The sequence below is a fragment of the Actinoplanes sp. NPDC020271 genome (assembly GCF_044388125.1).
Taxonomy (GTDB): Bacteria; Actinomycetota; Actinomycetes; order Mycobacteriales; family Micromonosporaceae; genus Actinoplanes.
Genome location: NZ_JBIRWQ010000001.1, coordinates 775,427 through 797,856, shown reverse-complemented (window position 1 = coordinate 797,856; position 22,430 = coordinate 775,427). Strand labels below are relative to the sequence as shown.

The following is a 22,430-nucleotide window of genomic DNA, read 5'->3' as shown; positions in this document are numbered from 1 at the left end:
GGTTTTCTAGCGCTCGATGTCGACGGTCCGGCGGATGTCGTCGTAGGCGTGCGCGGCGATGACGGTGTACTCACCCGGCACCGTGCGCCAGCCGCCGTCCCAGACCTGGAAGGCCCGCTCGGGCAGCGGGATCCGCACACTCACCGTCTCGCCGGGCACCGCCTCGACCGACGCGAACCCGGCGAGCCAGCGCTCCGGGCGCTCGACCGGCCCCGGCCCGGCCGCCGACAGGTAGACCTGCACGACCTCCCGCCCGGCGCGCCACCCGGTGTTGGTCAGCGTCACCACGGCCTCGTCGCCGGTCACCGACATCCGGTCGTAGGTCCAGGTGGTGTAGCCGAGCCCGGAGCCGAACGCGTAGAGCGGCTCGCGCTTCCAGCCGCGATAACCGATGAAGATCCCTTCGTCGTACGCCAAGGAGCCGTCCCGTGGCGTCACGTCGAGCACCGGGCAGTCCTCGGCCCGCCGGGGCCACGTCGTCGGCAGCCGCCCGCCCGGCTCCTCGGCACCGGTCAGCACCGCCGCGAGCGCCGCGCCCGCCTCCTGCCCGGGGAACCAGGTGAGCAGCACGGCCGCCACGTCCCCGGCCCACGGCAGCAGCACCGGCGACCCGGCGTTGACGACCACGACCGTGTTCGGGTTGGCCGCCGCGACCCGGGCGACCAGTTCGTCCTGCCGCCCGGGCAGGGCCAGCGACGTGCGGTCGAAGCCTTCCGACTCGACCTGCTCGGTGGTGCCGACGACGACCACGGCCACGTCGGAGCGGGCGGCGAGCGCGACCGCCTCGGCGATCAGGCCTTCCTCGTCCGGGCCGGGCGCGCGGTGGCCGAGCGTGGTGGCGGCCGAGTGCGCGGTGCCGGGCTCGAAGCTCTGCCGCAGCGTGACGGCGACCGGCTCACCGGCCGGCAGCGTGATCGTGAACCGCTGCTCGCGCGGGTGCAGCAGCAGGTCGGCGCGGCCGGTGCCGGGCGGGTGAAGGGAACCGTGGTAGAGCTTCTGGTCGCCGACGGTCAGCTCGAACGCGCCGAACCCGGAGACCGCGAAGACGTGTTCGCCCGCGATCTCCGGGGTGTACGTCGTGGACAGTTCCAGGAACGTGATGTCGTTCACGGCGAGGCCGCCGGGTGGGTCGCCGAGCCACCGGACGGCGGCGGTGGGCACCTCGAACCGGTAGCTGCCCAGGTCGATGCGGAAGTCCGACCAGCCCGGCCCGGCGGCGGCGGGGAGGAACGGGCGGGGGTCGGCGCCGATCGCGTATTCCACCTGCGGGAACGCGGCGCGGATGCCGTCCAGCGGGGAGATCACGTGCGGTGGGGCGACCTGGGCGCTGCCGCCGCCGAGGACGCGGGCGTCCTGCGCGAGTGCGCCGATCACAGCAACATGTCGAGAAATGTCGGTTTCCAGTGGTAGAAGTCCTTCGTTGCGCGCCAGGACGAACGAGCGGGACGCGATCCGATGGGCGATCTCGTCACCGTTGATCTCCGCAACGGCCGGAGCGGCCGCGTCGCCGAGCGCGCCGACCCGAGCCGCCAGGCGCAGCACCCGCCGTACCTTGTCGTCGATGACCTCGACGGGAACGGACCCGGACCGGACCGCCTCCGCGAGTTTCGCCCCCCAGGGGTTGTCCATCGCCGGCATGGCGATGTCGAGCCCGCCGAGCGCGGCCCCCACCGTGTCCCGGGCGGCCCGCCAGTCGGAGACGACCACCCCGTCGAAGCCCCACTCGTCCTTGAGGATCTCCTGCTGGAGCCGGCCGTTCTGGGCCATCGACGCGCCGTTGACCCCGTTGTACGCGCTCATCACGCCCCACCCACCGGCCTGCGCGACCCGCTCGAACGGCGCCAGGTAGAGCTCGCGCAGCGCTCGTTCCGGGATCTGCACGTCGACCGTCATCCGCTCGGTCTCGAAGTCGTTCCCGACCAGGTGCTTGACCGTGGTGCCGACCCCGAGTTCCTGCACGCCGCGCACGAATCCGACCGCGATCTCCGCGGTGAGCAGCGGGTCCTCCGAGTAGCACTCGAAATGCCGGCCGTTCAGCGGCGTACGGTGCAGGTTCACGGTCGGGCCGAGGACCACGTGCACGCCCTTGCGCCGTGCCTCCTGCCCGAGCAGCCGGCCCGCCTCGGCGGCCAGTTCCGGGTCCCAGGCGGCGGCCAGCGCGGTGGGGCTGGGCAGGGCGATCGACGGGTCGTCGGGCGCCCAGCCGGTGCCCCGGACCCCGACCGGCCCGTCGGACATGACCAGTGAGCGCAGGCCGATGCGCGGGACGGCGGGCAGCGACCAGAAGTCCTGCCCGGTCAGCAGGGACACTTTCTCGTCCAAGGAGAGTTGGCCGAGCAAGTGATCAAAGTCGGTCATGCGAGAGCGCTCCCAGCAGTGGGTGGAACCTTCCGGGACCCATTCAAACCCACATTCGGCCCGCATAAGATCCGACGGGTGGACAACACCTGCCTGTTCTGCCGCATCGTTGCCGGCGAGATCCCCGCGACCGTCGTGCACCGCACCGAGACCACCCTGGCGTTCCGCGACATCGACCCCAAGGCGCCGACCCACGTGCTGGTGATCCCGGTCGAGCACTACGCCGACGTGGCCGTGCTCGCCGAGGCGAATCCGGCCGCCGCGGCCGACGTGCTGGCCACCGTGGCCGCCGTCGCCGAGGCCGAGGGCCTGGCCGGGGACGGCTTCCGGGTCATCTTCAACACCGGGGAGCACGGCGGCCAGGAGGTCTTCCACGTGCACGCGCACGTCCTCGGCGGCGCCCCGCTGGGTCCCATGCTGGCCGGCCGGTGAGCACGTCGCACCCACGCTACGAGCAGGCTGTCCGGCGGGCGCAGGCGGACGGGCGCATCCCCGCGCTCAGCGTCGCGCTGCTGCGTGCCGACCGCGACCCGTGGGTCCTCACCGTCGGTGACTCCGGTGACCCGGAACACCCGCTCGGACCGGGCAGCCGGTTCCGGATCGGGTCGGTCACCAAGACGTTCACCGCCGTGCTGGTCATGCAGGCCCGCGACGACGGGCTGCTCGACCTGGACCAGCCGGTGTCGCGTTACCTCGACGTGCCGGCGCACGGCGACGCCACGATCCGGCGGCTGCTCTCGCACACCGCCGGTTACCAGCGGGAACCGTACGGCGACGTGTGGGACACGCTGATCGCCCCGGACGACACCCGGATGCTCGCCGAGCTGGACCGGGCCGAGCGGGTACTGCCCGAGGCACGGCGCTACCACTACTCGAACCTGGGAGTGGCCGTCCTCGGACAACTCGTCGCGAGACTGCGCGGCGGGACGTGGGCCGAGATCCTCACCCAGCGCATCCTCGAGCCGCTGGGGCTGGCGCACACCACGGTCGACCGGCCGGCCGAGGCGGTCGTGGGTTACCTGGTCGACGCGTACTCCGACGCCGCCCGGCCGGAGCCGCCGATCGACCTCGGCGGCGTGGGCCCGGCCGCGCAGCTCTGGAGCACCGCCACGGACATGGCCAGGTGGGCCGCCTTCCTGGCCGATCCCGGGGTGGGCAACAAGGTGCTCGACCGGGCCACGCTCGACGAGATGCGCTGGCCGCTGACCACCACCGACGAGTCGCTGTGGGCGATCGGTTTCGGTCTAGGGCTGATCCTGCAGCCCGAGGGCAAGCGCGTCGTGCACGTCGGTCACGACGGCGCCATGCCCGGTTTCCTGGCCGGGGTCTACGGCCGGCGCGGCGGCGAGGGCAACCCGGGCGGGCTGGGCTGTGCCGTGCTCGGCTCCTCCGGCACCGCCGGGCAGACCATCGACCTGGCCCACGAGCTGCTCCGGCTCGCGGTCGAGACCGACCCGGCGGAGATCCGGCCGTGGCGGGTGGCCGCGCCGGCGCCGGATCTCTACCGGTCGGTGCTGGGCCGCTGGTGGGGTGAGGGCTCCGAGTTCGTCTTCGCCTGGCACGACGGGCAACTGCAGGCTCGCGCGGCGGAGGCTCCGGCGGACCGCCCACCGGCGATTTTCTCCCCGGTTCCCGGCAATAAAGACATTTTGCGTACGACCTCCGGGCGCGAGGTCGGTGAGCTGCTGCGCCTGACCCGGGACGAGTCCGGCGCGGTGGTCCGCATGCACTGGGCGACCTACCGGTTCACCCGTGGGCAGGAGGCGTTCGACGGTGGCCGGGCCTCCGACGGCCCGGGCTGATAGCCCTGGGAGGTGATCTGGCGAACGGCCTGCCGATAATGGCATCGGCAGGCCGGCGGGGGAGCGGATAGGATGGCACGATCCTTGAGCACGCCGCCCCGACCGGGACGACGCCTTCAAACTGCACCGCCGAGAACGAGAGCAGGTGGCGGAGGCCCGCTGGGCCGCCCTATGACCGGAACGCCGAACCCTTCCAGCACGGGCTCGTCCAGCCCGGTGCGGGCGCAGACCAAGATCTCGGTGTCCGACCCGAAGATCATGGTGAACCTGCTCGGCGCCAAGGACGAGATCCTCCGACTCATCGAGCGCACGCTCAGCAGTGACGTGCACGTGCGCGGCAACGAGATCACCATCACCGGCGAGCCGGCCGACAACGCCACCGCCGAGCGGCTCTTCTCCGAGCTCGTCGAGCTCATCGAGAAGGGCGAGACGCTCAGCGTGGACGCCGTCCGGCGCACCCTGCGGATGCTGGAGGAGAACACCTCCGAGCGTCCCGCCGAGGTGCTGACGCTGAACATCCTGTCCCGGCGGGGCCGCACCATCCGGCCCAAGACGCTGGGGCAGAAACGCTACGTCGACGCCATCGACGAGAACACGATCGTCTTCGGGATCGGCCCCGCCGGCACCGGCAAGACGTATCTGGCGATGGCCAAGGCCGTGCAGGCGCTGCAGGCCAAGCAGATCAGCCGGATCATCCTGACCCGGCCGGCGGTCGAGGCCGGCGAGCGGCTGGGCTTCCTGCCCGGCACACTCACCGAGAAGATCGACCCGTATCTGCGGCCGCTCTACGACGCGCTGCACGACATGCTCGACCCGGAGTCGATCCCGCGCCTGATGGCTGCCGGGACGATCGAGGTCGCCCCGCTGGCCTACATGCGTGGCCGCACGCTCAACGACGCCTTCATCATCCTGGACGAGGCGCAGAACACCACGCCCGAGCAGATGAAGATGTTCCTGACCCGGCTCGGGTTCGGCGCCAAGATCGTGGTGACCGGCGACGTGACTCAGGTCGACCTGCCGGGCGGCACCACGAGCGGGCTCAAGGTGGTCCGCGAGATCCTGCGCGACGTCGAGGACGTGCACTTCGCCGAGCTGTCCAGCTCCGACGTGGTGCGGCACCGGCTGGTCGCGGAGATCGTGGACGCGTATGCGCGGTTCGACGCCGAGCAGGAGCAGGCAGCAAATTCCGTTCATGCCGTACCGGGCCGGGCCACCAACGGCCGGGCTCAGCGCCGGCGCTGATTCGCAAGGGGTAATCGCAGCACTATGTCCATCGAGATCGCCAACGAGTCGGGAGTCGAGGTCGACACCGACGCGATCCTCGCGGTTGCCCGGCATGCCCTTGAGGAGATGGGGGTCAACCCGCTCGCCGAGTTGTCCGTCCTCCTGGTCGACATCGACTACATGGCCGAGTTGAACCATCGCTGGATGGGCAGCGACGGGCCGACCGACGTGCTCGCCTTCCCGATGGACGAGGGCAGCGTGGACCACGGCCCGGGCGAGTCCGGCACCGGCGAGCCGGCGCTGCTGGGTGACATCGTGCTGGCGCCCGAGGTGGCCGCGAAGCAGGCGGCCGCCGCCGGGCACTCCGCCGCCGACGAGCTGCACCTGCTCACCGTGCACGGCGCCCTGCACCTGCTCGGCTACGACCATGCCGAGCCGGAGGAGGAGCGGGAGATGTTCGCCCTGCAGAACAAGCTCCTGCAGAGCTGGCGCGCCGGGCGCAGAGCCGGCTGATCGTGGACCCCGCCTCGGCCGGCCTGCCGGACCTGCAACTGATCCTCTTCGCGGTCGGGCTGGTCCTGCTGGCCGGTCTCGCCTCGATGACCGACGCGGCGCTGGCCACGGTCTCCGCGGCCCGCGCCGGCGAGTTGGAGCGCGAGGGGCAGCGGGGCGCCGGTGCGCTCACCGCGGTCGCCTCCGACGTGGTGCGCTACGTCAACCTGCTGCTCCTGCTGCGCCTGCTCTGTGAGCTCTCCGCGACGACGCTGGTGGCGCTCGTCGCGGTCGACACCTGGGGCGTGGGCTGGCCCGCCGCCCTGATCACGGCCGGCGCGATGACGCTGATCAGCTTCGTCGTGGTCGGGGTCGCGCCGCGGACGCTGGGACGCCAGCACGCGTACGCGGTGGGCCGGGCCGCCGCCCCGCTGGTCCGCTGGCTGGGCCGGGTGCTGAACCCGCTGGCCTCGCTGCTGATCCTGATCGGTAACGCGGTCACCCCGGGCAAGGGTTTCCCGGAGGGCCCGTTCGGCAGCCAGGTCGAGCTGCGTGAGCTGGTCGACCTGGCCGAGCAGCGCGGTGTCGTCGAGCACAGCGAGCGCGAGATGATCCATTCGGTCTTCGCGCTGGGCGACACGATCGCCCGCGAGGTGATGGTGCCGCGCACCGAGATGGTGTGGATCGAAGCGCCGAAGAGCCTTCAGCAGGCGCTCTACCTGTTCCTGCGGTCGGGTTTCTCGCGGATCCCGGTGATCGGCGAGAGCGTCGACGACGTGCTCGGCGTGCTCTACCTGAAGGACGTGATCCGGCGCACGCAGAGCGGCGATCCGGCGGCGACCGCGCAGGCGGTGGCCGACGCGATGCGCCCGGCGACGTTCGTGCCGGAGTCGAAGCCGGTCGACGACCTGCTCTCCGAGATGCAGGCCGCCCGCAACCACCTGGTGATCGTGGTGGACGAGTACGGCGGGACGGCCGGCCTGGTCACCATCGAGGACATCCTCGAGGAGATCGTCGGCGAGATCACCGACGAGTACGACGTGGAGCGCCCCCCGATCGAGCACCTGGATGACGGCGCGGTCCGCGTCGCCGCCCGCCTGCCGATCGAGGACCTGGGTGACGTGTTCGGCGTGGAGCTGCCCACCGACGAGGTGGAGACGGTCGGCGGCCTGCTCGCGCAGACGCTGGGCCGGGTGCCTATCCCGGGCGCCCAGGCGGACGTCGGCGGCCTGCACCTGATCGCCGAGGGCACCACCGGCCGGCGGAACCGGATCGACTCGGTGCTGGTGCGCCGGGTCAAGCCGGCCCCGCCCGCCGACGACAACGATGAGAACGTAGCCGAGAACGAGGAAAGACTTCCCGCTGATGCCTGAGCAGTCGTTTGCCGCTGTCACCGTGCCGGGCGCCGGTGACGCCGCGCTGAGCGCCGAGGACGCCAAGCTGGTCACCCTGGCCCGCAGTTCGCGCGCCCGGGTCGGTGCGACCGAGGGCGCCGCGGTCCGCGACCAGGACGGTCGCACCTACGCGGCCGCCTCGGTGGCCCTGCCCAGCCTGACCGTGACCGCGTTGCAGCTGGCCGTGGCCCAGGCCGCGTCCTCCGGCGCCACGAAGATCGAGGCCGCCGCCGTCGTCACCGAGGCCGTGACGCTGGACGGCGCCGGTCACGCCGCGGTCCGTGACCTGGCCGCCGATGCACTGATCCATGTCGCCGGTCCGTCCGGGGCGCTGCTCGGCACGGTCACCGCGTGAGCGCCGACCATTCCGGCGAGCGCCGTCCCGAGCGGGAGCAGCGCCGCGCCGCATCCGATGATCGTCGTCCGGCCTCGGGGGAGCGTCGCCCCCAGCAGGCTGACCGCCGCCCCCAGCAGGGCGACCGCCGCCCCCAGCAGGCTGACCGCCGCCCCCAGCAGGGCGACCGCCGCCCCCAGCAGGCTGACCGCCGTTCCGCGTCCGGTGATCGCCGGCCCGCCCCGGGTGAGCGTCGCCCGCAGCCGGGCGAGCGCCGCTCCACGACGAAGGACTGGCGGCCGGGCGCCGGGGACTGGAGCCCCGCCGACCGCCGTCCCGCGTCCGGTGACCGCCGTCCCGCGTCCGGTGACCGCCGGCCCGCGCCGGGGGAGCGTCGCCCGGCATCCGGGGACGGCCGCCGTGCGCCGGAGAACCGGCCCGGCACTCCCGCCCCCCCCTCGGCCGAGCGCCGGCTCACGGCGGGCGAGCGCAACGAGCTGAAGCGCCAGGAGCGCCGCGCGGCCCGCCGGGCCGAGCAGCAGGGCGCGAACCCGCGCGGGAACAAGCCCCGTGGCGGTCCGTCCGGGGAGCGGGGCGCGGCCGGTTCCGGTTCACGCATCGCTCGCGCGGGCGAGTCCTCCGGTGCGCCGAGGCGGCCCCGGCCGGGAGCCGATCGTGGCCGCGCCGGCGCTGTTCCGGCCGCCGCCCCGGAGCGCGGCGAGACAGCCGCAGCGCTGCCGGAGTCGGTGCGACCGGAGGGCCGTCCCGAACGGAAGCCGCGGGTCCGCAAGCACAAGGCCGCAACGGTGGAGCACAAGGACGACGGCGTCTACCGCGCCGGTTTCGCCTGTTTCGTCGGGCGGCCGAACGCCGGCAAGTCGACCCTGACCAACGCGATCATCGGCCAGAAGATCGCGATCACCTCGAACAAGCCGCAGACCACCCGTCACGTGATCCGCGGCATCCTGCACCGGCCGGACGCTCAGCTGGTGCTGGTCGACACCCCTGGGCTGCACCGGCCCCGGACGCTTCTCGGCGAGCGACTGAACGACCTGGTCCGCGAGGTCTGGAGCGAGGTCGACGTGATCGGGGTGTGTTTCCCGGCGGACGAGCCGGTGGGGCGCGGTGACCGGTTCATCTCGGCCGAGATCAGCGAGCTCAAGGCCAAGGTGATCGCGGTGGTGACCAAGGTCGACCTGGTCGACCCGGCGACGCTGGCGCAGCGCCTGCTGGCGGTCTCCGAGCTCTACGACTTCGCCGAGATCATCCCGGTCAGCGCGGTCTCCGGGCACCAGGTGGAGAACCTCATCGACGCGATGATCCGGCACATGCCGGAGTCGCCGCAGCTGTACCCGGACGACGTGCTGACCGACGAGCCCGAGCAGGTGCTGATCGGTGAGCTGGTCCGGGAGGCGGCGCTGGAGGGCGTGCGCGACGAGCTGCCCCACTCGATCGCCGTGATCGTCGAGGAGATGCTGGTCGAGGGCAACCTGACGCGGATCTTCGCGGACATCTACGTGGAGCGGGACAGCCAGAAGTCGATCGTGATCGGGACGCGGGGCGCGCGGCTCAAGGAGGTCGGTTCCCGCTCGCGGGTGGAGATCGAGCAGCTGCTGGGCCGGAAGGTGTATCTGGACCTGCACGTCCGGGTGGCCAAGGAGTGGCAGCGGGATCCGAAGCAACTTCGCAAGCTGGGCTTCTAGCTCAAAAGTAGGACATTCCCTGAATATGGTATAACTCACCGGATTTGCGCTTTCGTCGGCAAACCGGGTAACACGGTTGGCCATGCGCAACCGGTACCTGGACCTGCTCCGCGCGATCGCCACCGTCCGGGTGGTGATCTACCACCTCACCGGCTGGGCGGCGCTGACCGTCGTCTTCCCCGCCATGTCGGTGATGTTCGCGCTGGCCGGCTCGCTGATGGCGGCGTCGCTGGACCGGTTCGGGGTGTGGGCGGTGGAGCGACGCCTGCGCCGGTTGCTCCCGTCGCTCTGGGTGCTGACCCTGCTGATCGCGGTGCCGGCGATGCTGATCGCCGGCACCCCGTTCGACGTACATCTGCTGCTCTGGGGTTTTCCACTGGTGGACCCGGAGGCCACCGGCCGCTGGATGGAACTGCTCAGCCACACGTGGTATCTGCGGGACTTCCTGTGGTTCGTCCTGCTCTCACCGCTGGCGCTGCCGGTTTTCCGCCGCTTTCCTCTGGTCGCGGTGCTCATCCCGTACGTCGTCTTGCTGTTCTTCGAAATCACCGGCGTGAAGCCGGTGAACGTGGTGCACGACCTCGCGCTCTACGGCGGCGCCTGGATGCTCGGCTTCGCCCATCACGACGGTCACCTGAGCCGGATCCCGCGTAAGCGGCTGGCCGTCATCGCGGCCGGGCTCGCCGTGCCGGCGGTGGCCTGGGTGCTGACCCATCCCGGGCCGCGCGGCTACGACCTCAACGACATCCCGCTCGGCAACGCCCTCTGGTCGGCCGCGTTCGTGCTGGTGGCGCTCAGCTGCTCGCCGGCCGTCGGGCAGCACCGGATCCTCACCGCGCTGAACTCGCGGGCCCTGAGCATCTACCTCTGGCACATCCCGGTGCTGGTCCTGGTGACCCGGTTCGGCGAGGCGCACCGTCTGCCGATCGCCGGAGTGATCGGTTACGGCTGGCGGCTGGTCGCGGTGGCCGTGCTGCTCGGGGTGGTGCTGGCACTGGTCGGCTGGGTCGAGGACGTGGCCGCCGGGCGGCGGCCGGCGCTGCTGCCGGGCCGCCGGATCCCCGTGCCGGTGTCGCCGGCCCCGGCCTCACCGGGCGTCGACGGAGAGGTTGCCGCTGCGCGCGCGTAGGTCCAGCACGTTCGGCGACCTCGGGTCGTCGGTGACCCCGGAGACGGCCACGTCCCCGTTGGCGGCCCGCTGCTTGATCTGATAGCCGCCCGCGGGTACCAGCAGGTGCAGGTCACCGCTGGTCACCTCGGCGGTCACCGACGCCGCCTCGGACAGCTCCAGATCGAGGTTGCCCGACGTGATCCGGGCCTGCACCGGGCCCGCGACCTCGTGGGCCTGCATGTCCCCGGAGGTCGCCTCCAGGGTCGCCCCGGGCACCCGGGAGATCGACACGTTGCCGGAGGTAGCCTTGACCTTGACCGGCTGGGATGCGCCGTCGATCACGACATCGCCCGAGGTCACGGTCAGATCGACGGCACCGACGTCGGTCAGGTTCACGTTGCCGGAGTGGCCGCTGCCGCTCACCTTCACCCCGGCCGGTGCCTGGACCTCCCACGAGATGTGGCAGAAACCGCACTCCGTCGGCAGGGTCAGGGTGGTCCCGGAGAGCTGGTACACCGGGCCGGACCCGGTGCCGCCGAGGACGATCCGCTTGATGTGGGTCTCCGCGACGTTGCCCGTGGTGACCGTCACGTCGCCGCCACCCTGACCGCTCAGCACGATCTCGGTGACCTTCGTCTTCTCGGTGTCGTCGAAGGTCATCTTGGCGCCCACCGCGCCGTCGCAGCCGGCCAGGACGGCGACCGAGGCGGCAGCGAGGACGAGGAGGGCAACTCTACGGCTCATGGGACGACCGTATTTCCGCCGGCATCCCGAGCACCATCGGTCCCGTCCCGGAGTCGACCCTGAGATCCGGGTCAGGGTTTGTCGTAGGTACCGGGCAGAATGGCGGAGTGCCCACTGGATATCGACGCCATCTCTACCGCGACGACGCGGTCGTGCTGCGCGCGCAGAAACTGGGCGAGAGCGACCGGATCGTCACCCTGCTGACCCGCCGCCACGGCCGGCTTCGCGCGGTGGCCCGCGGCGTGCGCCGCACCACCTCGCGCTTCGGCGCCCGCCTGGAGCCGTTCGGCCACATCGACCTGCAGCTCGCCGGTTCGCCCGAGGGCGTGGGCAGCTCGTTGCACTCGGTCAGCCAGGTCGAGGCGCTGTCGCTGTTCGGCAAGAGCTTCCTCGCCGACTACCCGCGCTACACCGCGGCCAGCGCGATCTGCGAGACCGCCGAGCGCCTCACCCCGGTCGAGCAGGAGCCCGCGCTGCGGCTGTTCCAGCTCACCCTGGGCGCGCTCAAGGCGCTCGCCGCCGGGGAGCACGCCGGCAGCCTGGTGCTCGACGCCTACCTGTTGCGCGCGATGGCCTTCGCGGGCTGGGCGCCCGCCCTCACCGAGTGTGCGGTCTGCGGTGATCCGGGGCGGCACGCGGCGTTCGCGGTCCCGGCCGGCGGCGCGGTCTGCCCCGACTGCCGGCCGCCCGGTGCCGCGCACCCCAGCCCCGACACGCTCGGCCTGATGGCGGCCCTGACCAGCGGCGACTGGCCGGTGGCGGATGCGTCCGCCCCGTCCGTGCGCCGGGAGTGCAGCGGCCTGGTCGCCGCCCACCTGCAATGGCACATGGAGCGCTCGCTACGCTCGCTGCCGCTTGTCGACCGACGGGAGTTGAAACCGTGAGCCCGCGTCCGCCCACCCCCCACATCTCCGGCGTCCGGCCACCGGCGTTGCCGGCCGCCGCGTTGCCCCGTCACGTGGCGATCGTGATGGACGGCAACGGCCGCTGGGCCAAGGAACGCGGCCTGTCCCGCACCAAGGGCCACGAGCAGGGGGAGCATTCGCTCTTCGACGCCATCGAGGGCGCCATCGAGCTGGGCATTCCCTACCTCTCGGCGTATGCGTTCTCCACCGAGAACTGGAAGCGCTCGCCCGAGGAGGTGCGCTTCCTGATGGGCTTCAACCGCGATGTCATCCGTCGCCGCCGCAACCAGCTCGTCGAGCTGGGCGTGCGGGTCGTCTGGTCCGGGCGTTCCGGCCGGTTGTGGAAGAGCGTGATCTCCGAGCTGCAGACCGCCGAGGAGATGAGCAAGAACAACAAGACGCTCACCCTCCAGTTCTGCGTCAACTACGGCGGCCAGGCCGAGATCGCGGATGCGGCCGCGGCCATCGCGCGGGACGTTGCGGCCGGTAAGCTCAAGGCCGACAAGGTCAACGAGAAGACCATCGAGAAGTATCTTTACCATCCCGAGGTCCCGGCGGTGGACCTGTTCCTGCGGCCCTCCGGCGAGCAGCGCACGTCGAACTTCCTGCTCTGGCAGTCCGCCTACGCCGAGATGGTCTACCTGGACACGCTCTGGCCCGACTTCGACCGCCGCCACTTGTGGTATGCGTGCGAGCTCTACGCCCAGCGTGACCGGCGCTTCGGCGGCGCCCTGCCGAATCCGGTGAGCCCGTCGTGATGAACGAGGTCCGGCACCTGTGGATCGCCCGGCACGCGTTCGCGAACGAGGACGAGACCGGGCTTACCGGCGACGGCGAGCAGCAGGCCGGTCTGCTCGGCGAGCGGCTCGCCGAGGTGCCGTTCTCGGCCGTCTTCCACGGGCCGTTGCCCCGCGCCGCGCGCACCGCCGAGCTGGTCGCCGCGCACCTCAAGGACGTGTCGGTCGAGGCGGCCGAGGAGCTCGACGACAACCTGCCGACCCCGGCCAACTCCGCCGCCATGATCGCGCGGTTCGCCGGGCCGGCCGCGGTGGAGACGCACGAGCTGCTGATCACGCACGCGTTCCAGGTGGCGTGGTTCGTGCGGGATGCGCTGGAAGCGCCCGAGGAACGGTGGCGGGGGCTCAACTCGTGCAACACCGGGTTGACCCTGATCCGGTACTTCCCGGGTCAGAAACCTCGGCTGATCATGTTCAACGACGTGAGCCACCTGCCGCCCGTCCTGCAGTGGACCGGCTTCCCGCCCGAGCTCAGGCCGTAAATCCCGGCTCGTGTGGGCCGGCGGCGGTGACCGCGTCACCACGCGGAACCGGGCCGGTGAGAGCTTCCAGCGTCGCTTCCAGGTCGCTCAGATCCGGCAGTACGACGTGGGCCCCGGCCGCGGTCAGGTCGGCCGCCGGGGTCGCGCCGGTGGCGACCGCGATCGCGACCGCATCGTTGGCCAGCGCGGCCGTCACGTCGTTCACGGTGTCGCCGACGACGACCGGGAGGAACGGCTCGCCGTACTTCGCCTGCGCCCGCTGCAGACTCCGGCGGACCAGGCCGGCCCGCACGCTGTCGTCCGTCCCGTAACCGCCGACCTCGGCGTCGAACGCGCCGGCCAGGCCGAACGCGCTGACCTTCATCGCGGCCACCTCGGGGACGTTGCCGGTGACCAGGGTCTGCACCACGTCCGGCCGGTCGCCGAGGTGCGCCAGGACCTCGCGGACGCCCGGCATCAGCGCACCCTGCTCGGCGAACTCGTGCCGGGTGGTGGCGACCAGCTCGACGTACCGCGCGAAGAAGGTCTCCGGCATGCAGTCGGTGACGCCGTGCGAGGCGAAGACGCCACCGCAGATGTCCAGGTCGGTGCGGCCGCCGAAAATCGGTTCGTCCCGCCACGCGACGCCGGTGACCTCGGTGAACGCGGTCTTCCAGGCGCGGGACGCGACCCCGCCGCCACGCAGCAGCGTGTAGTCGATGTCCCACATGACCAGGCGTCTCACGACTGGCCCAGGACCCGCTCGATGTACTCGACCTTGGCGGTGAGGGCGTCCGTGACGCCGGGACGGATGTCCGCCTTCAGCGACAGGCTGACCCGGGGCGCGACCGCGGCGACGGCGTCCACGGCCTGCTTGACGACGGCCATCACCTCGTCCCACTCGCCCTCGACGGTGGTGAACATGGAATCGGTGCGGTTCGGCAGACCGGACGCACGGACGACCCGGACGGCCTCGGCGACGGCATCCCCCACGGAATCCCCGGAACCGATCGGCGTGACAGAGAAGGCAACCAGCATGGGTTGATTTTCGCAGGCGCCGTGACGGCTTCCGCGATGTCTACAAATTATCAGTCGCGGTGACAAATCGGTATCGGTCGCTCGACCGACGCGGACCGGTGCCGGACCCGCCTACGGTCGCCCGGTGACATATGCGGCAGCAGCGGGGACATGGACGGTCGGGGACCGGGTCGTCAACCGGATGGGGTTCGGGACGATGCGGCTCACCGCGAACCCGGACACCACGGTGGCGATCCGGGTACTGCGAAGAGCCGTCGAACTCGGGGTCGACCACCTCGACACGGCGGCGTTCTACTGCTCACCGGGCGGGATCATCGACGTCGGCCCCGGACCGGTCCGGCACGCCACCGAGTTGATCAAAAAGGCGCTTTCGCCGTACGGCGATGACGTGCTCGTCGCCACGAAAGTCGGCCCGAAGCGGCAGCCCGACGGAAGCTGGGGCTTCGGCGGACTGCGCCAGCAGGTCGAGGAGAACCTGCGGCGGCTCGGCGTGGAAACGCTCGACCTGGTCAACCTGCGGATCACGCGCCGGGACGCGGACCTCGCGGAATGGTTCGGGGAACTCGCCGCGATGCGGGACGAAGGGTTGATCCGGCACCTGGGCCTGTCCAACATCACGCCGGCGCACCTCGACGCGGCGTCCCGGATCGCGCCGGTGACGTGCGTGCAGAACGCGTACGCGGTCGACGTGCGCCGCGACGAGGACCTGCTGCGGATCTGCGGTGAGCGGGGCATCGCGTTCGTGCCGTTCTTCGCCATCGCCGGCCCCGGACGCGAGGCGGGCGCGGCGGCCTCTGCCCCCGACCCGGGTGTGCGGGAGGTCGCGCGGCGGCACGGGGTGAGCGAGCACCAGGTGCGGCTGGCGTGGACCCTGCACCGGGGCCCGCACGTCCTGGCCATCCCGGGCACCGGCGACCTGACTCACCTGGAGCAGAACGTGGCGGCCGCCGCTCTCCGGCTCGACGACGACGATTTGACGGCAATCGACCAGTCCGCCGCGGATTCTCAGTTGAGTTGATCAATGCGCGCGACTGGTCTAGTCGTAAAGCAACCCCCTCCTGGGTGGGTTGCCTATCCTGAGGGGAGGTGCGGCAGTGGGTATCCGTGGAAGCGCAACCTGAGATCGAGAAGATCAGGCTTGACGACGAGAGCCTGTTCGAGGCCGCGAAGATTCTCGGAACGAACAACACCGCGGACACGGTCAACGCCGCGTTACGCGAGATCGTCGCGATCCGAAAACGGGTCGAAGCGATGGAAAAGATGGCGGTCATGGGCGCTCGCGGAGACTTCGAGGAGTTCTTGGACAAGCGCAGCTATCGGCCATGACTGTGGAATTCCTGGTCGACACCAGTGCCTATATGAGGCTCGCGAGAGAGGCTGAGCTTCAACGGTCCTGGAGGGATTACCTCAATTCCGGTCTGCTCGTCAGCTGCGAGTTGACGGAGCTGGAGATCTACTACACCGCGCAGTCCGTGGACCGTCGAAGGGAGCCGGCCTCGACGATCCGGGAGCGCTACAAATGGGCGATCATGCCCGATGGCATCTTCGACCGTGCGACCGAGGTTCAGGAACTGCTCACGAAACGCGGCGCACATCGGTCGGCTTGCCCGGTCGATCTGCTCGTCGCGGCCACGGCCGAATCCCACGGGATGACGATCTTGCACTACGACCGCGATTTCGAGAGTGTCGCCAAGATTACCGGCCAGCCGACGCGCTGGATCGCCGATCCGGGCACTGTCGCCTGACGCTACCCGTGGGCCGCTTGCGGCGGCGTCGCATGATGTTCGCCGAGGCGGCTCACGGCGTACGGGCAATCGGAGTTGATCTGCGGCCGGAGGCCGTGGGGTGTTCGACTGGCGGGAACGGGTGGGTTGTCGTGTGGGGTGTGGTGGGGCGGTTTTTAGGGTGGGGGCATGACTCGTGCCCGTCTGCCTCAGTTGCTGGCCGAAGCTCGCAGTGGGGTGCTGCTGTTCAGCATCACGCCGCCGAAGCGGAGCACCGCGGAAGAGCGGATCAAGGAGATCGCCGCGGTCACGCTCGACCGGATCAGTGGCATCGATCTTGACGGTTTGATTCTGTACGACATCGACGACGAGTCGGATCGCAATCCGGAGGAGCGGCCGTTCCCGTTCCTGGCGACGCTGGACCCGGCCTGGTACTACGAGACGCACCTGGGTGGCTGGCGCCAACCGGTGATCATCTATCGCTGTGTCGGGAAGTATGCCGAGGACGAGCTGCGCGACTGGATAACCGGTGTCGACCCGGAGCGGGTGCTGAGCGTCTTCGTCGGCGCGTCCTCCGGCGGGAAGCCGGTCCGCACCGGGATGCGCCGGGCGCAGCAACTGCGGGACGAGTTCCGGCCGGAGCTGCCGCTGGGTGCGGTGGTGATCGGTGAGCGTCCGGACGAGCACCTGCGGATGCTGGCCAAGCAGGAGCGCGGCGCGAGCTTCTTCGTCTCGCAGGTGATCTACCACGTCAACGAGACGAAGAACCTGATCTCCGACTACTTCTACGAGTGCCGGGCGCGGGGTGTGCAGCCCCGGACGATGATCTTCACGTTGTCGCTGTGCGGGTCGCTGAAGACGCTGGAGTTCCTGCGGTGGCTCGGTGTGGACGTGCCGCGCTGGCTGGAGAACTCGCTGCGGCACACGTCGGACCCGCTCGCCGAGTCGTACCGGCACACCCTCGACATCGCCCGTGATCTGCGGGACTTCTGCGAGCACCTGGGCTTGCCGTACGGGTTCAACATCGAGAGCGTGTCCATCCGCAAGGCCGAGATCGAGGCCACCACGCAGCTCGCCGCCGACGTCGCGGCGCTGCTCGGACGTCAGGAACTGTCGTGATCGACTTCAACAACGGCTCTGTCTTCAAGCTCAACCCGTGCGACCCCGGCGAGCTGTATCCACAGGTCGCGCCGTTCCTGATCCAGGGCGAGCAGATCGTGTTCGGGTTCCGGTCGGTGCGCGACTTCGTGGTCTTCACGAACAAGCGGCTGATCGCGGTGAACGTTCAGGGGATCACCGGGTCGAAGACCGACTTCACGTCGCTGCCCTACAGCAAGGTGCAGGCGTTCTCGGTGGAGACCGCGGGCAGCTTCGACCGGGACACCGAGCTGGACCTCTGGTACAGCGGGCTCGGCAAGATCCGGCTGGAGTTCAAGCGGAACGTCGACATCCGGCAGCTCAGCCAGCTGATCGCCACCTACGTCCTCTGACCTGCCCGGCAGAGCCGGGACAACGGCCCTGAGGGCCGGCCGCCGGGTCCCGGCTGGGGCGGGGAGCCGCTTCGGGGCCGGGAGAACAGTTCTGAGCGCCGGCTGGGGTCCGCTCGATGCGGCGGCGCGGGTTGCGGTTTCCGGCTCGTTCCGACGGTGGTCATGAGGGACGAACAACCACGGTCAGAACCAGCCGGAAACGGTCAGTGGGCGGCGCAGCAGGGCGTCGGGTCGCGGCGTTCGAACGGGATCAGGACGCCGCCGGCCGCCGGGGTGGTGACCAGGACCAGCTCGCCCGAGCGGAACTGCGGGCGGACGAAGTCGCCGGTGTCGACGATCGCTGACGGGCCGGCCGGGCCGCTGCCCAGGATCTCGACCCGGGCGATGGAGCTGCGCTGCAGGATCTCGCTCACCGACAGGGTTCCGGTGAGGCGGGCGCTGCCCGGGAAGACGACCGCGCGGCCGGCCGGCCCGGTGGCCGCGGCGTCCGCGGCCGGCTGCAACGACGGCTCGGTGCCGAACGTCTCCGGGGTGAGCAGGCTGATCGCGACGTGCGGGTACGGGTCCGGGACCAGGTGGGTGCAGGCCAGCACCGGAGCCGGGTCCAGCTCCTGGATCCAGTGGTCGGCCTCGGCCAGGGTGCGGTGACCCAGGCTGACGCCGACGATCCGGGCCGCCGCGCCCGGAGCGTGAACGACGACCGAAGCGGCAGCCGCAATCGGCCCGTAACGGGTGGCGGCGACCGAAGCGGCGGCGACGACCGGCCGGGAACGGGTGGCGGCGACCGAAGCGGCGGCGACGACCGGCGCGGAACGGGCGGCGGCGACCGTGGGGATGGTGCCGGCCGGGGAACCGGCCGGCACGAGCCCGTCGGTCATCGGGGAAGAACCCAGATGGGGTTGGTGTAGAACCACAGGTCGGTCCACGGGTCGGCGTCGCCGGCCACGTCGAGCTTCGGCCCGGCCGGGTCGACCGACGGACCGTTGAGCCCGGGCTGGCTGCGGTTGCCGTCGGTGCCCCGGACGCGGACGTAGAACGGCTTGTCGAGGCGGCCCAGGTTGAAGCTGAGCGACACCGTCCCGCTGGTCCTGGTGATCTCGAACGACTTCACCACCCGGGTGTCCGGGGCGAGGAAGTTGTCCTTGTCGGTGACCGGGCCGGTCACCGTGCCGACGATCACGTCGACGCGCTGCAGCTCGGGGATGAACGTCGCCCAGTTCGGGGTGTCCTGCAGGTCGATGTCGAGGGTCAGTTCGGTCGAGGTGCCCCGCTTGACCTGCAGCACGCCGCCGAGCGGGGTGCCGGTCCACGAGCGCCGGTCGCCGGTCTGGCGCACCCGCGCGTCCAGTCCTTTGATCAGGCGGCCGTGGTCGACCCAGACGCGGCCGGCGCGCAGGCCGTCCATGACCGAGCGGTACGAGAACGACGACGCGCCCACGTTGGTCCGCCCGTAGTAGCCGGGCCAGAAGTCACCGGCCGTGGTCAGCGTCTTGCCGGTGTAGACGGGGTCGTCGTACTTGCCGTTGACCTCGAAGTCGCTGTCCGGCCCACGGTCGGACTGGTCCTGGTAGACCACGTGCGAGTCCGAGTTGACGGTGATCCACCAGGTCTTGCCCTCGGCGAGGAGGCTGTCCCAGAGGCCGCCGACGGTCGCGGTCATCCAGTCGAAGCCGCCCCACGTGCGGTAGCTCTCCAGCGGGTAGCCGGCGAACGACGCCGCGGACGGGTTGTTGTCGTAGTAGCCGCGGGCGCCGCCGCGACCGTTCGGGGCGGGGATGCCGGCGGCCTGGTGACCGGGCGCGCCCTCGAAGCCGATGGCGACGCTCGGGTCCGCGTCCCGCCAGTTGCGGATCTCGTGCGGGGAGTCGATGCCGCGCCGGGCCGGGTGGTTGGCCAGGAACAGCGCGCCCTCGACCTTGCGCTGCCGGACCTGCTCGCCGAGGAACTTGATGCCCTGGACGGCGAGCGCCTCGTTCTGGCCGGCGGTGTTGGTGGCCGGCAGCAGCGAGCCGTCGTACGCGTTCTCGAACCGCTTGAGGACGTCCACCTCGTTCCGGCCCGGGTGGACGAAGACGGTCGCGTGCTCGGCGCCCGGGATGTTCCACTCCAGGCCCTGGAACGTGAGCAGGTCCCGGATCTCGTCGCGGGTCTTCACGATGTCCGGGTTGACCTTGTCCACGCCGATCTTGGCGTGCGTGGCGCTGCCGTGGTCGGTGATGACGAGCCAGTCGAGGCCGTACGCGTGACCGTGTTTGGCCTGGTCGAGCACCCGGTACTGCGCGTCGGAGCTGTACTGGGTGTGGATGTGGTGATCACCGGCGAGCCACTTGAAGCCGCCTCTGGCGTCGCCGCCGCCGTACTGGTCGTGGGTGTGCGGGAGGCCTGCGGCCGCCGCCGCGCCGGGCCGTCCGAAGACCGATGCGGCCGCCGCGCCCGCACCGAGCAGGCCGGCGCCGCGCAGGAAGTTGCGCCGGGAGTTGTCGGAAGGGGAAAGTTCGCCGTCCGGGATGCTCAGGTCGAGAGCTTCGGGAACGTCCGACCCGGCTACCGCGTCGTGGGAGTGATCGTGATCGTGGCCATGACCCATGGGCGCCACCCTCGCGGGATCAGGCCAACGTCCACTGTCGATCCGATGACCGGGCGACGAACACGCGGTCAACCGATGATCGGCCGGAACCACCCCAGGACGATCGTGGACGTCAGGATCAGCGCGGACAGCACTCCCGGGGTCACCAGCAGGGCGAGGTCCGCCCCGGTGAAGCGCTGCACCCGGGCGTGCGTGCGGGGGACGCCCGAGTCGAAGCCGCGGGCATCCATCGCCACGGCGAGCCGCACCCCGCGCCGCAGCGCGCCCACGAGCAGCGCGAACGCGGTGGAGACGAACACCGCCGGGCTGCGCCCGGTGTTGATGCCCCGGGCGCGCCGGGCCAGCGTCAGCATCCGCCACTCCTGACCGAGCAGCGGCAGCAGCCGGAACGCGGCCAGCGCGCCGACCGCGAACCGTTCCGGCGCGCGGGCGTTCTGTACCAGCGCGTCGGCCAGGTCGGTCGGGTCGGTGGTCAGGAACACCACGACGCCCGGCAGCGCGACCGCGAAGATTCGCAGGATCAGCCCGGCCGCGCTCGCCAGCACGCCGGTGGTGACCTCGAGCGGCCCGGCCGCGAACAGCAGGTCGCCACCGCGGTCGGCGGCGAACAGCAGCATGCTGACCAGCACCCCGAAGGCCGCGATCAGAAGCGGCCAGAGCCGCCTCGCGAGCAGCTCGGGGCGCACGCCGAAGAACGGCAGCGCGACCAGCTCCACCACGACGGCGATCGCCGGGGTCACCGGGTCCAGCGTCACCACCAGCGGCAGCGTGAAGAGCAGCGCGGCGCCCAGCTTGGCCACCGGATTGCGACGCGCCAGCGGCGCGCCGGGGGAGACGACGGGGCCGAGGTCCAGCGTCACGGTCGCGGTCCGCCGATGGTCACGGTCCGATTGGCGATGGTACGGACGAGGTCCGCGTCATGCGTCACGGCCACGATCCCGTGCCCGCCGTCCCGCAGCTCCGCCATCAGCTCGACCAGCTCCCGCCAGGTCCGGCGGTCCTGACCGAACGTCGGCTCGTCCAGCACCAGCAGCCGCGGCGCGGTGGCCAGCGCTGTCGCCACGCTCAGCCGCCGTGCCTCCCCGCCGGAGAGCGTGTACGGGTTCGCTCCCGCCAGCCGCTCCAACCGGAGCCGCTGCAGCAGCTCGTCCACGACCTGCCGGATCTCGGTGGGCGACTTGCCCAGCCGTCGCGGGCCCAGCGCCAGTTCGTCGGCGACCCGCCCGGTGACGAACTGGTGCTCGGGGTTCTGGAAGACGGAACCGATCCGCTGCGTCAGGGTCCGGGCCCGCCACCGGTGTGGTGGTCGCCGGTCGCCGAAACCGGACACCCGGCCGCCACCGGGGGCGAGCAGGCCGCCGAGCAGCAGCGCGAGCGTCGACTTGCCGGCACCGTTGGGGCCGGTCACCGCGAGGACCTCGCCGGCCCGGACGGACAGCGACGTCGGGGGGAGCCGGTCGGGGACGGCCGCGTGCTCCGCCCGTACCACCTCGGCAGTTGATTCTTGAGGGGAAGCGATGCGCGAGGTCGCGGGACGGCCCGGCACCCAGACTCCCTCCTCGGCGAGCTCGTCGCCGTAGGCGGCGAAGATCGCCTGCGGCGTGCCGTCGGCGCGCACGCCACCGCCCGGCTGGATCACTACGACCCGGTCGACCAGCGGCAACGCGTCGGCGACGCGGTGCTCGACGACGATCAGCGTGGTGTCCGGGCCGACCGAGCGCGCGACCGCGTCCCGGATCAGCGCGGCGCCGGCCGGGTCGAGGTTCGCGGTCGGCTCGTCGAGCAGCAGCAGTCCCGGGCGCAGGGCGATCACCCCGGCCAGAGCCAGGCGTTGCGCCTCGCCGCCGGAGAGCGCCGAGGTCGGGCGATCCGGCGGGTACGGGAATCCGACGCTCGCCAGCGCGTCCGCGACCCGGGGCCAGATCTCGGACCGGGGCACCCCGCGGTTCTCCAGGCCGAACGCGACGTCGTCGCCGGAACGGGCCATCACCAGCTGGGTCTGCGGATCCTGGAACAGGATGCCGACCCGGTCCCGGGCCTTGCGCGGGTCGAGTCCGTCGATCTCGACGGTCCCCTCGGCCTCACCCGAGTCCTCCGGCAGCAGCCCGGCCAGCGCGGCCAGCAGCGTGCTCTTGCCCGCGCCGGACGGGCCTAGCAGCAGCACCCGTTCGCCGTGGCGGATCCGCAGGTCGAGCCCGCGGACCGCCCACGCGCGACGCCCCGCGTGCCGCCGGCCGAACCCGCGAAGATGGACCTCGCTCATCGG

At 71.2% G+C, this 22,430-nt stretch carries 24 protein-coding genes; 16 read left to right on the top strand and 8 right to left on the bottom strand.

Going from position 1 to position 22,430, the window contains the following annotated elements; genetic code table 11:
* Positions 1-6: 6 nt before the first annotated feature.
* Positions 7-2,358 carry a beta-glucosidase gene (locus ACH442_RS03530; protein WP_396120955.1) on the bottom strand — a complete coding sequence of 784 codons (2,352 nt, stop codon included), beginning with the start codon at positions 2,356-2,358 and terminating at the stop codon, positions 7-9.
* 78 nt (positions 2,359-2,436) lie between these two features.
* On the opposite strand from ACH442_RS03530, the gene ACH442_RS03525 reads away from it, so the two are divergent.
* From ACH442_RS03525 to ACH442_RS03490, 8 genes are all read left to right on the top strand, one after another.
* The gene (locus tag ACH442_RS03525; protein WP_396120954.1) at positions 2,437-2,790 is read left to right on the top strand and encodes an HIT domain-containing protein; all 354 of its coding nucleotides are present in this window, start codon (positions 2,437-2,439) and stop codon (positions 2,788-2,790) included.
* Positions 2,787-4,160 (top strand): serine hydrolase domain-containing protein, encoded by a 1,374-nt coding sequence (locus tag ACH442_RS03520; protein ID WP_396120953.1) that lies wholly within the window; start codon positions 2,787-2,789, stop codon positions 4,158-4,160. The genes ACH442_RS03525 and ACH442_RS03520 overlap by 4 nt, the downstream gene beginning before the upstream one ends.
* Before the next feature lie 171 nt (positions 4,161-4,331).
* Positions 4,332-5,402 (top strand): PhoH family protein, encoded by a 1,071-nt coding sequence (locus tag ACH442_RS03515; RefSeq protein WP_396120952.1) that lies wholly within the window; start codon positions 4,332-4,334, stop codon positions 5,400-5,402.
* Positions 5,403-5,426: 24 nt separating this feature from the next.
* On the top strand, positions 5,427-5,897 hold the full coding sequence (gene ybeY / locus ACH442_RS03510; RefSeq protein WP_396120951.1) for an rRNA maturation RNase YbeY: 471 nt from the start codon (positions 5,427-5,429) through the stop codon (positions 5,895-5,897).
* Positions 5,894-7,249, top strand: a complete 1,356-nt coding sequence (locus ACH442_RS03505; RefSeq protein WP_396121034.1) for a hemolysin family protein — start codon at positions 5,894-5,896, stop codon at positions 7,247-7,249. Before ybeY ends, ACH442_RS03505 begins: the two co-directional genes overlap by 4 nt.
* The gene (locus ACH442_RS03500; protein ID WP_396120950.1) at positions 7,242-7,625 is read left to right on the top strand and encodes a cytidine deaminase; all 384 of its coding nucleotides are present in this window, start codon (positions 7,242-7,244) and stop codon (positions 7,623-7,625) included. Before ACH442_RS03505 ends, ACH442_RS03500 begins: the two co-directional genes overlap by 8 nt.
* A 785-nt stretch (positions 7,626-8,410) precedes the next feature.
* Positions 8,411-9,307, top strand: coding sequence for a GTPase Era (gene era, locus ACH442_RS03495; RefSeq protein WP_396121033.1), 897 nt, complete (start codon positions 8,411-8,413; stop codon positions 9,305-9,307).
* Between the two features lie 82 nt (positions 9,308-9,389).
* Positions 9,390-10,436: an acyltransferase gene (locus ACH442_RS03490; RefSeq protein WP_396120949.1), complete on the top strand. Its 1,047-nt coding sequence runs from the start codon at positions 9,390-9,392 to the stop codon at positions 10,434-10,436.
* Here ACH442_RS03490 and ACH442_RS03485 read toward each other — a convergent pair.
* Positions 10,395-11,162 (bottom strand): DUF4097 family beta strand repeat-containing protein, encoded by a 768-nt coding sequence (locus tag ACH442_RS03485; protein WP_396120948.1) that lies wholly within the window; start codon positions 11,160-11,162, stop codon positions 10,395-10,397. The genes ACH442_RS03490 and ACH442_RS03485 overlap by 42 nt on opposite strands.
* Positions 11,163-11,269: 107 nt before the next feature.
* Between ACH442_RS03485 and recO the strand changes: the two genes are divergently transcribed.
* The 3 genes from recO to ACH442_RS03470 are packed head-to-tail and all read left to right on the top strand — an operon-like array spanning position 11,270 to position 13,346.
* On the top strand, positions 11,270-12,046 hold the full coding sequence (gene recO / locus ACH442_RS03480; RefSeq protein WP_396120947.1) for a DNA repair protein RecO: 777 nt from the start codon (positions 11,270-11,272) through the stop codon (positions 12,044-12,046).
* Positions 12,043-12,825, top strand: coding sequence for an isoprenyl transferase (locus ACH442_RS03475; protein ID WP_396120946.1), 783 nt, complete (start codon positions 12,043-12,045; stop codon positions 12,823-12,825). Before recO ends, ACH442_RS03475 begins: the two co-directional genes overlap by 4 nt.
* The gene (locus tag ACH442_RS03470; protein ID WP_396121032.1) at positions 12,825-13,346 is read left to right on the top strand and encodes a histidine phosphatase family protein; all 522 of its coding nucleotides are present in this window, start codon (positions 12,825-12,827) and stop codon (positions 13,344-13,346) included. The genes ACH442_RS03475 and ACH442_RS03470 overlap by 1 nt, the downstream gene beginning before the upstream one ends.
* On the opposite strand, the gene ACH442_RS03465 is transcribed toward ACH442_RS03470, so the two are convergent.
* Positions 13,336-14,070, bottom strand: coding sequence for an HAD family hydrolase (locus ACH442_RS03465; RefSeq protein ID WP_396120945.1), 735 nt, complete (start codon positions 14,068-14,070; stop codon positions 13,336-13,338). The genes ACH442_RS03470 and ACH442_RS03465 overlap by 11 nt on opposite strands.
* Complete coding sequence (locus ACH442_RS03460; RefSeq protein WP_396120944.1) at positions 14,067-14,363, bottom strand: MTH1187 family thiamine-binding protein; 297 nt, start codon at positions 14,361-14,363, stop codon at positions 14,067-14,069. The genes ACH442_RS03465 and ACH442_RS03460 overlap by 4 nt, the downstream gene beginning before the upstream one ends.
* 124 nt (positions 14,364-14,487) lie before the next feature.
* Here ACH442_RS03460 and ACH442_RS03455 point away from each other — a divergent pair, with 124 nt between their 5' ends.
* The 5 genes from ACH442_RS03455 to ACH442_RS03435 all read left to right on the top strand — a co-directional run bounded on the left by ACH442_RS03455 (position 14,488) and on the right by ACH442_RS03435 (position 17,577).
* Positions 14,488-15,381 carry an aldo/keto reductase gene (locus ACH442_RS03455; protein WP_396120943.1) on the top strand — a complete coding sequence of 298 codons (894 nt, stop codon included), beginning with the start codon at positions 14,488-14,490 and terminating at the stop codon, positions 15,379-15,381.
* Positions 15,382-15,449: 68 nt separating this feature from the next.
* Positions 15,450-15,689, top strand: coding sequence for a DUF2191 domain-containing protein (locus ACH442_RS03450; protein WP_396120942.1), 240 nt, complete (start codon positions 15,450-15,452; stop codon positions 15,687-15,689).
* Positions 15,686-16,108 carry a PIN domain nuclease gene (locus tag ACH442_RS03445; RefSeq protein WP_396120941.1) on the top strand — a complete coding sequence of 141 codons (423 nt, stop codon included), beginning with the start codon at positions 15,686-15,688 and terminating at the stop codon, positions 16,106-16,108. Before ACH442_RS03450 ends, ACH442_RS03445 begins: the two co-directional genes overlap by 4 nt.
* A gap of 168 nt (positions 16,109-16,276) precedes the next feature.
* Positions 16,277-17,206, top strand: a complete 930-nt coding sequence (locus tag ACH442_RS03440) for a 5,10-methylenetetrahydrofolate reductase (protein ID WP_396120940.1) — start codon at positions 16,277-16,279, stop codon at positions 17,204-17,206.
* A complete protein-coding gene (locus ACH442_RS03435; protein ID WP_396120939.1) occupies positions 17,203-17,577 on the top strand; it encodes a PH domain-containing protein in 375 nt (124 codons plus the stop codon). Before ACH442_RS03440 ends, ACH442_RS03435 begins: the two co-directional genes overlap by 4 nt.
* Positions 17,578-17,780: 203 nt before the next feature.
* Here ACH442_RS03435 and ACH442_RS03430 read toward each other — a convergent pair whose 3' ends face one another.
* The 4 genes from ACH442_RS03430 to ACH442_RS03415 form a co-directional block, all read right to left on the bottom strand.
* A complete protein-coding gene (locus ACH442_RS03430; protein ID WP_396120938.1) occupies positions 17,781-18,455 on the bottom strand; it encodes a hypothetical protein in 675 nt (224 codons plus the stop codon).
* Complete coding sequence (locus ACH442_RS03425) at positions 18,452-20,164, bottom strand: histidinol-phosphatase (protein WP_396120937.1); 1,713 nt, start codon at positions 20,162-20,164, stop codon at positions 18,452-18,454. Before ACH442_RS03425 ends, ACH442_RS03430 begins: the two co-directional genes overlap by 4 nt.
* Positions 20,165-20,232: 68 nt before the next feature.
* The gene (locus ACH442_RS03420) at positions 20,233-21,024 is read right to left on the bottom strand and encodes an energy-coupling factor transporter transmembrane component T family protein (RefSeq protein ID WP_396120936.1); all 792 of its coding nucleotides are present in this window, start codon (positions 21,022-21,024) and stop codon (positions 20,233-20,235) included.
* Positions 21,021-22,427: an ABC transporter ATP-binding protein gene (locus tag ACH442_RS03415; RefSeq protein ID WP_396120935.1), complete on the bottom strand. Its 1,407-nt coding sequence runs from the start codon at positions 22,425-22,427 to the stop codon at positions 21,021-21,023. The genes ACH442_RS03420 and ACH442_RS03415 overlap by 4 nt, the downstream gene beginning before the upstream one ends.
* Between the last annotated feature and the right edge of the window lie 3 nt (positions 22,428-22,430).

Excerpts from the sequence above, each read along its gene's own strand:
- ACH442_RS03500 (WP_396120950.1), top strand. The coding sequence starts at position 7,242 with ATGCCTGAGCAGTCGTTTGCCGCTGTCACCGTGCCGGGCGCCGGTGAC.
- ACH442_RS03430 (WP_396120938.1), bottom strand. The coding sequence starts at position 18,455 with ATGACCGACGGGCTCGTGCCGGCCGGTTCCCCGGCCGGCACCATCCCC.
- ACH442_RS03415 (WP_396120935.1), bottom strand. The coding sequence starts at position 22,427 with ATGAGCGAGGTCCATCTTCGCGGGTTCGGCCGGCGGCACGCGGGGCGT.
- ACH442_RS03515 (WP_396120952.1), top strand. The coding sequence starts at position 4,332 with ATGACCGGAACGCCGAACCCTTCCAGCACGGGCTCGTCCAGCCCGGTG.
- ACH442_RS03530 (WP_396120955.1), bottom strand. The coding sequence starts at position 2,358 with ATGACCGACTTTGATCACTTGCTCGGCCAACTCTCCTTGGACGAGAAA.
- ACH442_RS03470 (WP_396121032.1), top strand. The coding sequence starts at position 12,825 with ATGAACGAGGTCCGGCACCTGTGGATCGCCCGGCACGCGTTCGCGAAC.
- ACH442_RS03425 (WP_396120937.1), bottom strand. The coding sequence starts at position 20,164 with ATGGGTCATGGCCACGATCACGATCACTCCCACGACGCGGTAGCCGGG.
- ACH442_RS03485 (WP_396120948.1), bottom strand. The coding sequence starts at position 11,162 with ATGAGCCGTAGAGTTGCCCTCCTCGTCCTCGCTGCCGCCTCGGTCGCC.
- ACH442_RS03460 (WP_396120944.1), bottom strand. The coding sequence starts at position 14,363 with ATGCTGGTTGCCTTCTCTGTCACGCCGATCGGTTCCGGGGATTCCGTG.
- ACH442_RS03445 (WP_396120941.1), top strand. The coding sequence starts at position 15,686 with ATGACTGTGGAATTCCTGGTCGACACCAGTGCCTATATGAGGCTCGCG.
- ACH442_RS03440 (WP_396120940.1), top strand. The coding sequence starts at position 16,277 with ATGACTCGTGCCCGTCTGCCTCAGTTGCTGGCCGAAGCTCGCAGTGGG.
- ybeY (WP_396120951.1), top strand. The coding sequence starts at position 5,427 with ATGTCCATCGAGATCGCCAACGAGTCGGGAGTCGAGGTCGACACCGAC.
- ACH442_RS03490 (WP_396120949.1), top strand. The coding sequence starts at position 9,390 with ATGCGCAACCGGTACCTGGACCTGCTCCGCGCGATCGCCACCGTCCGG.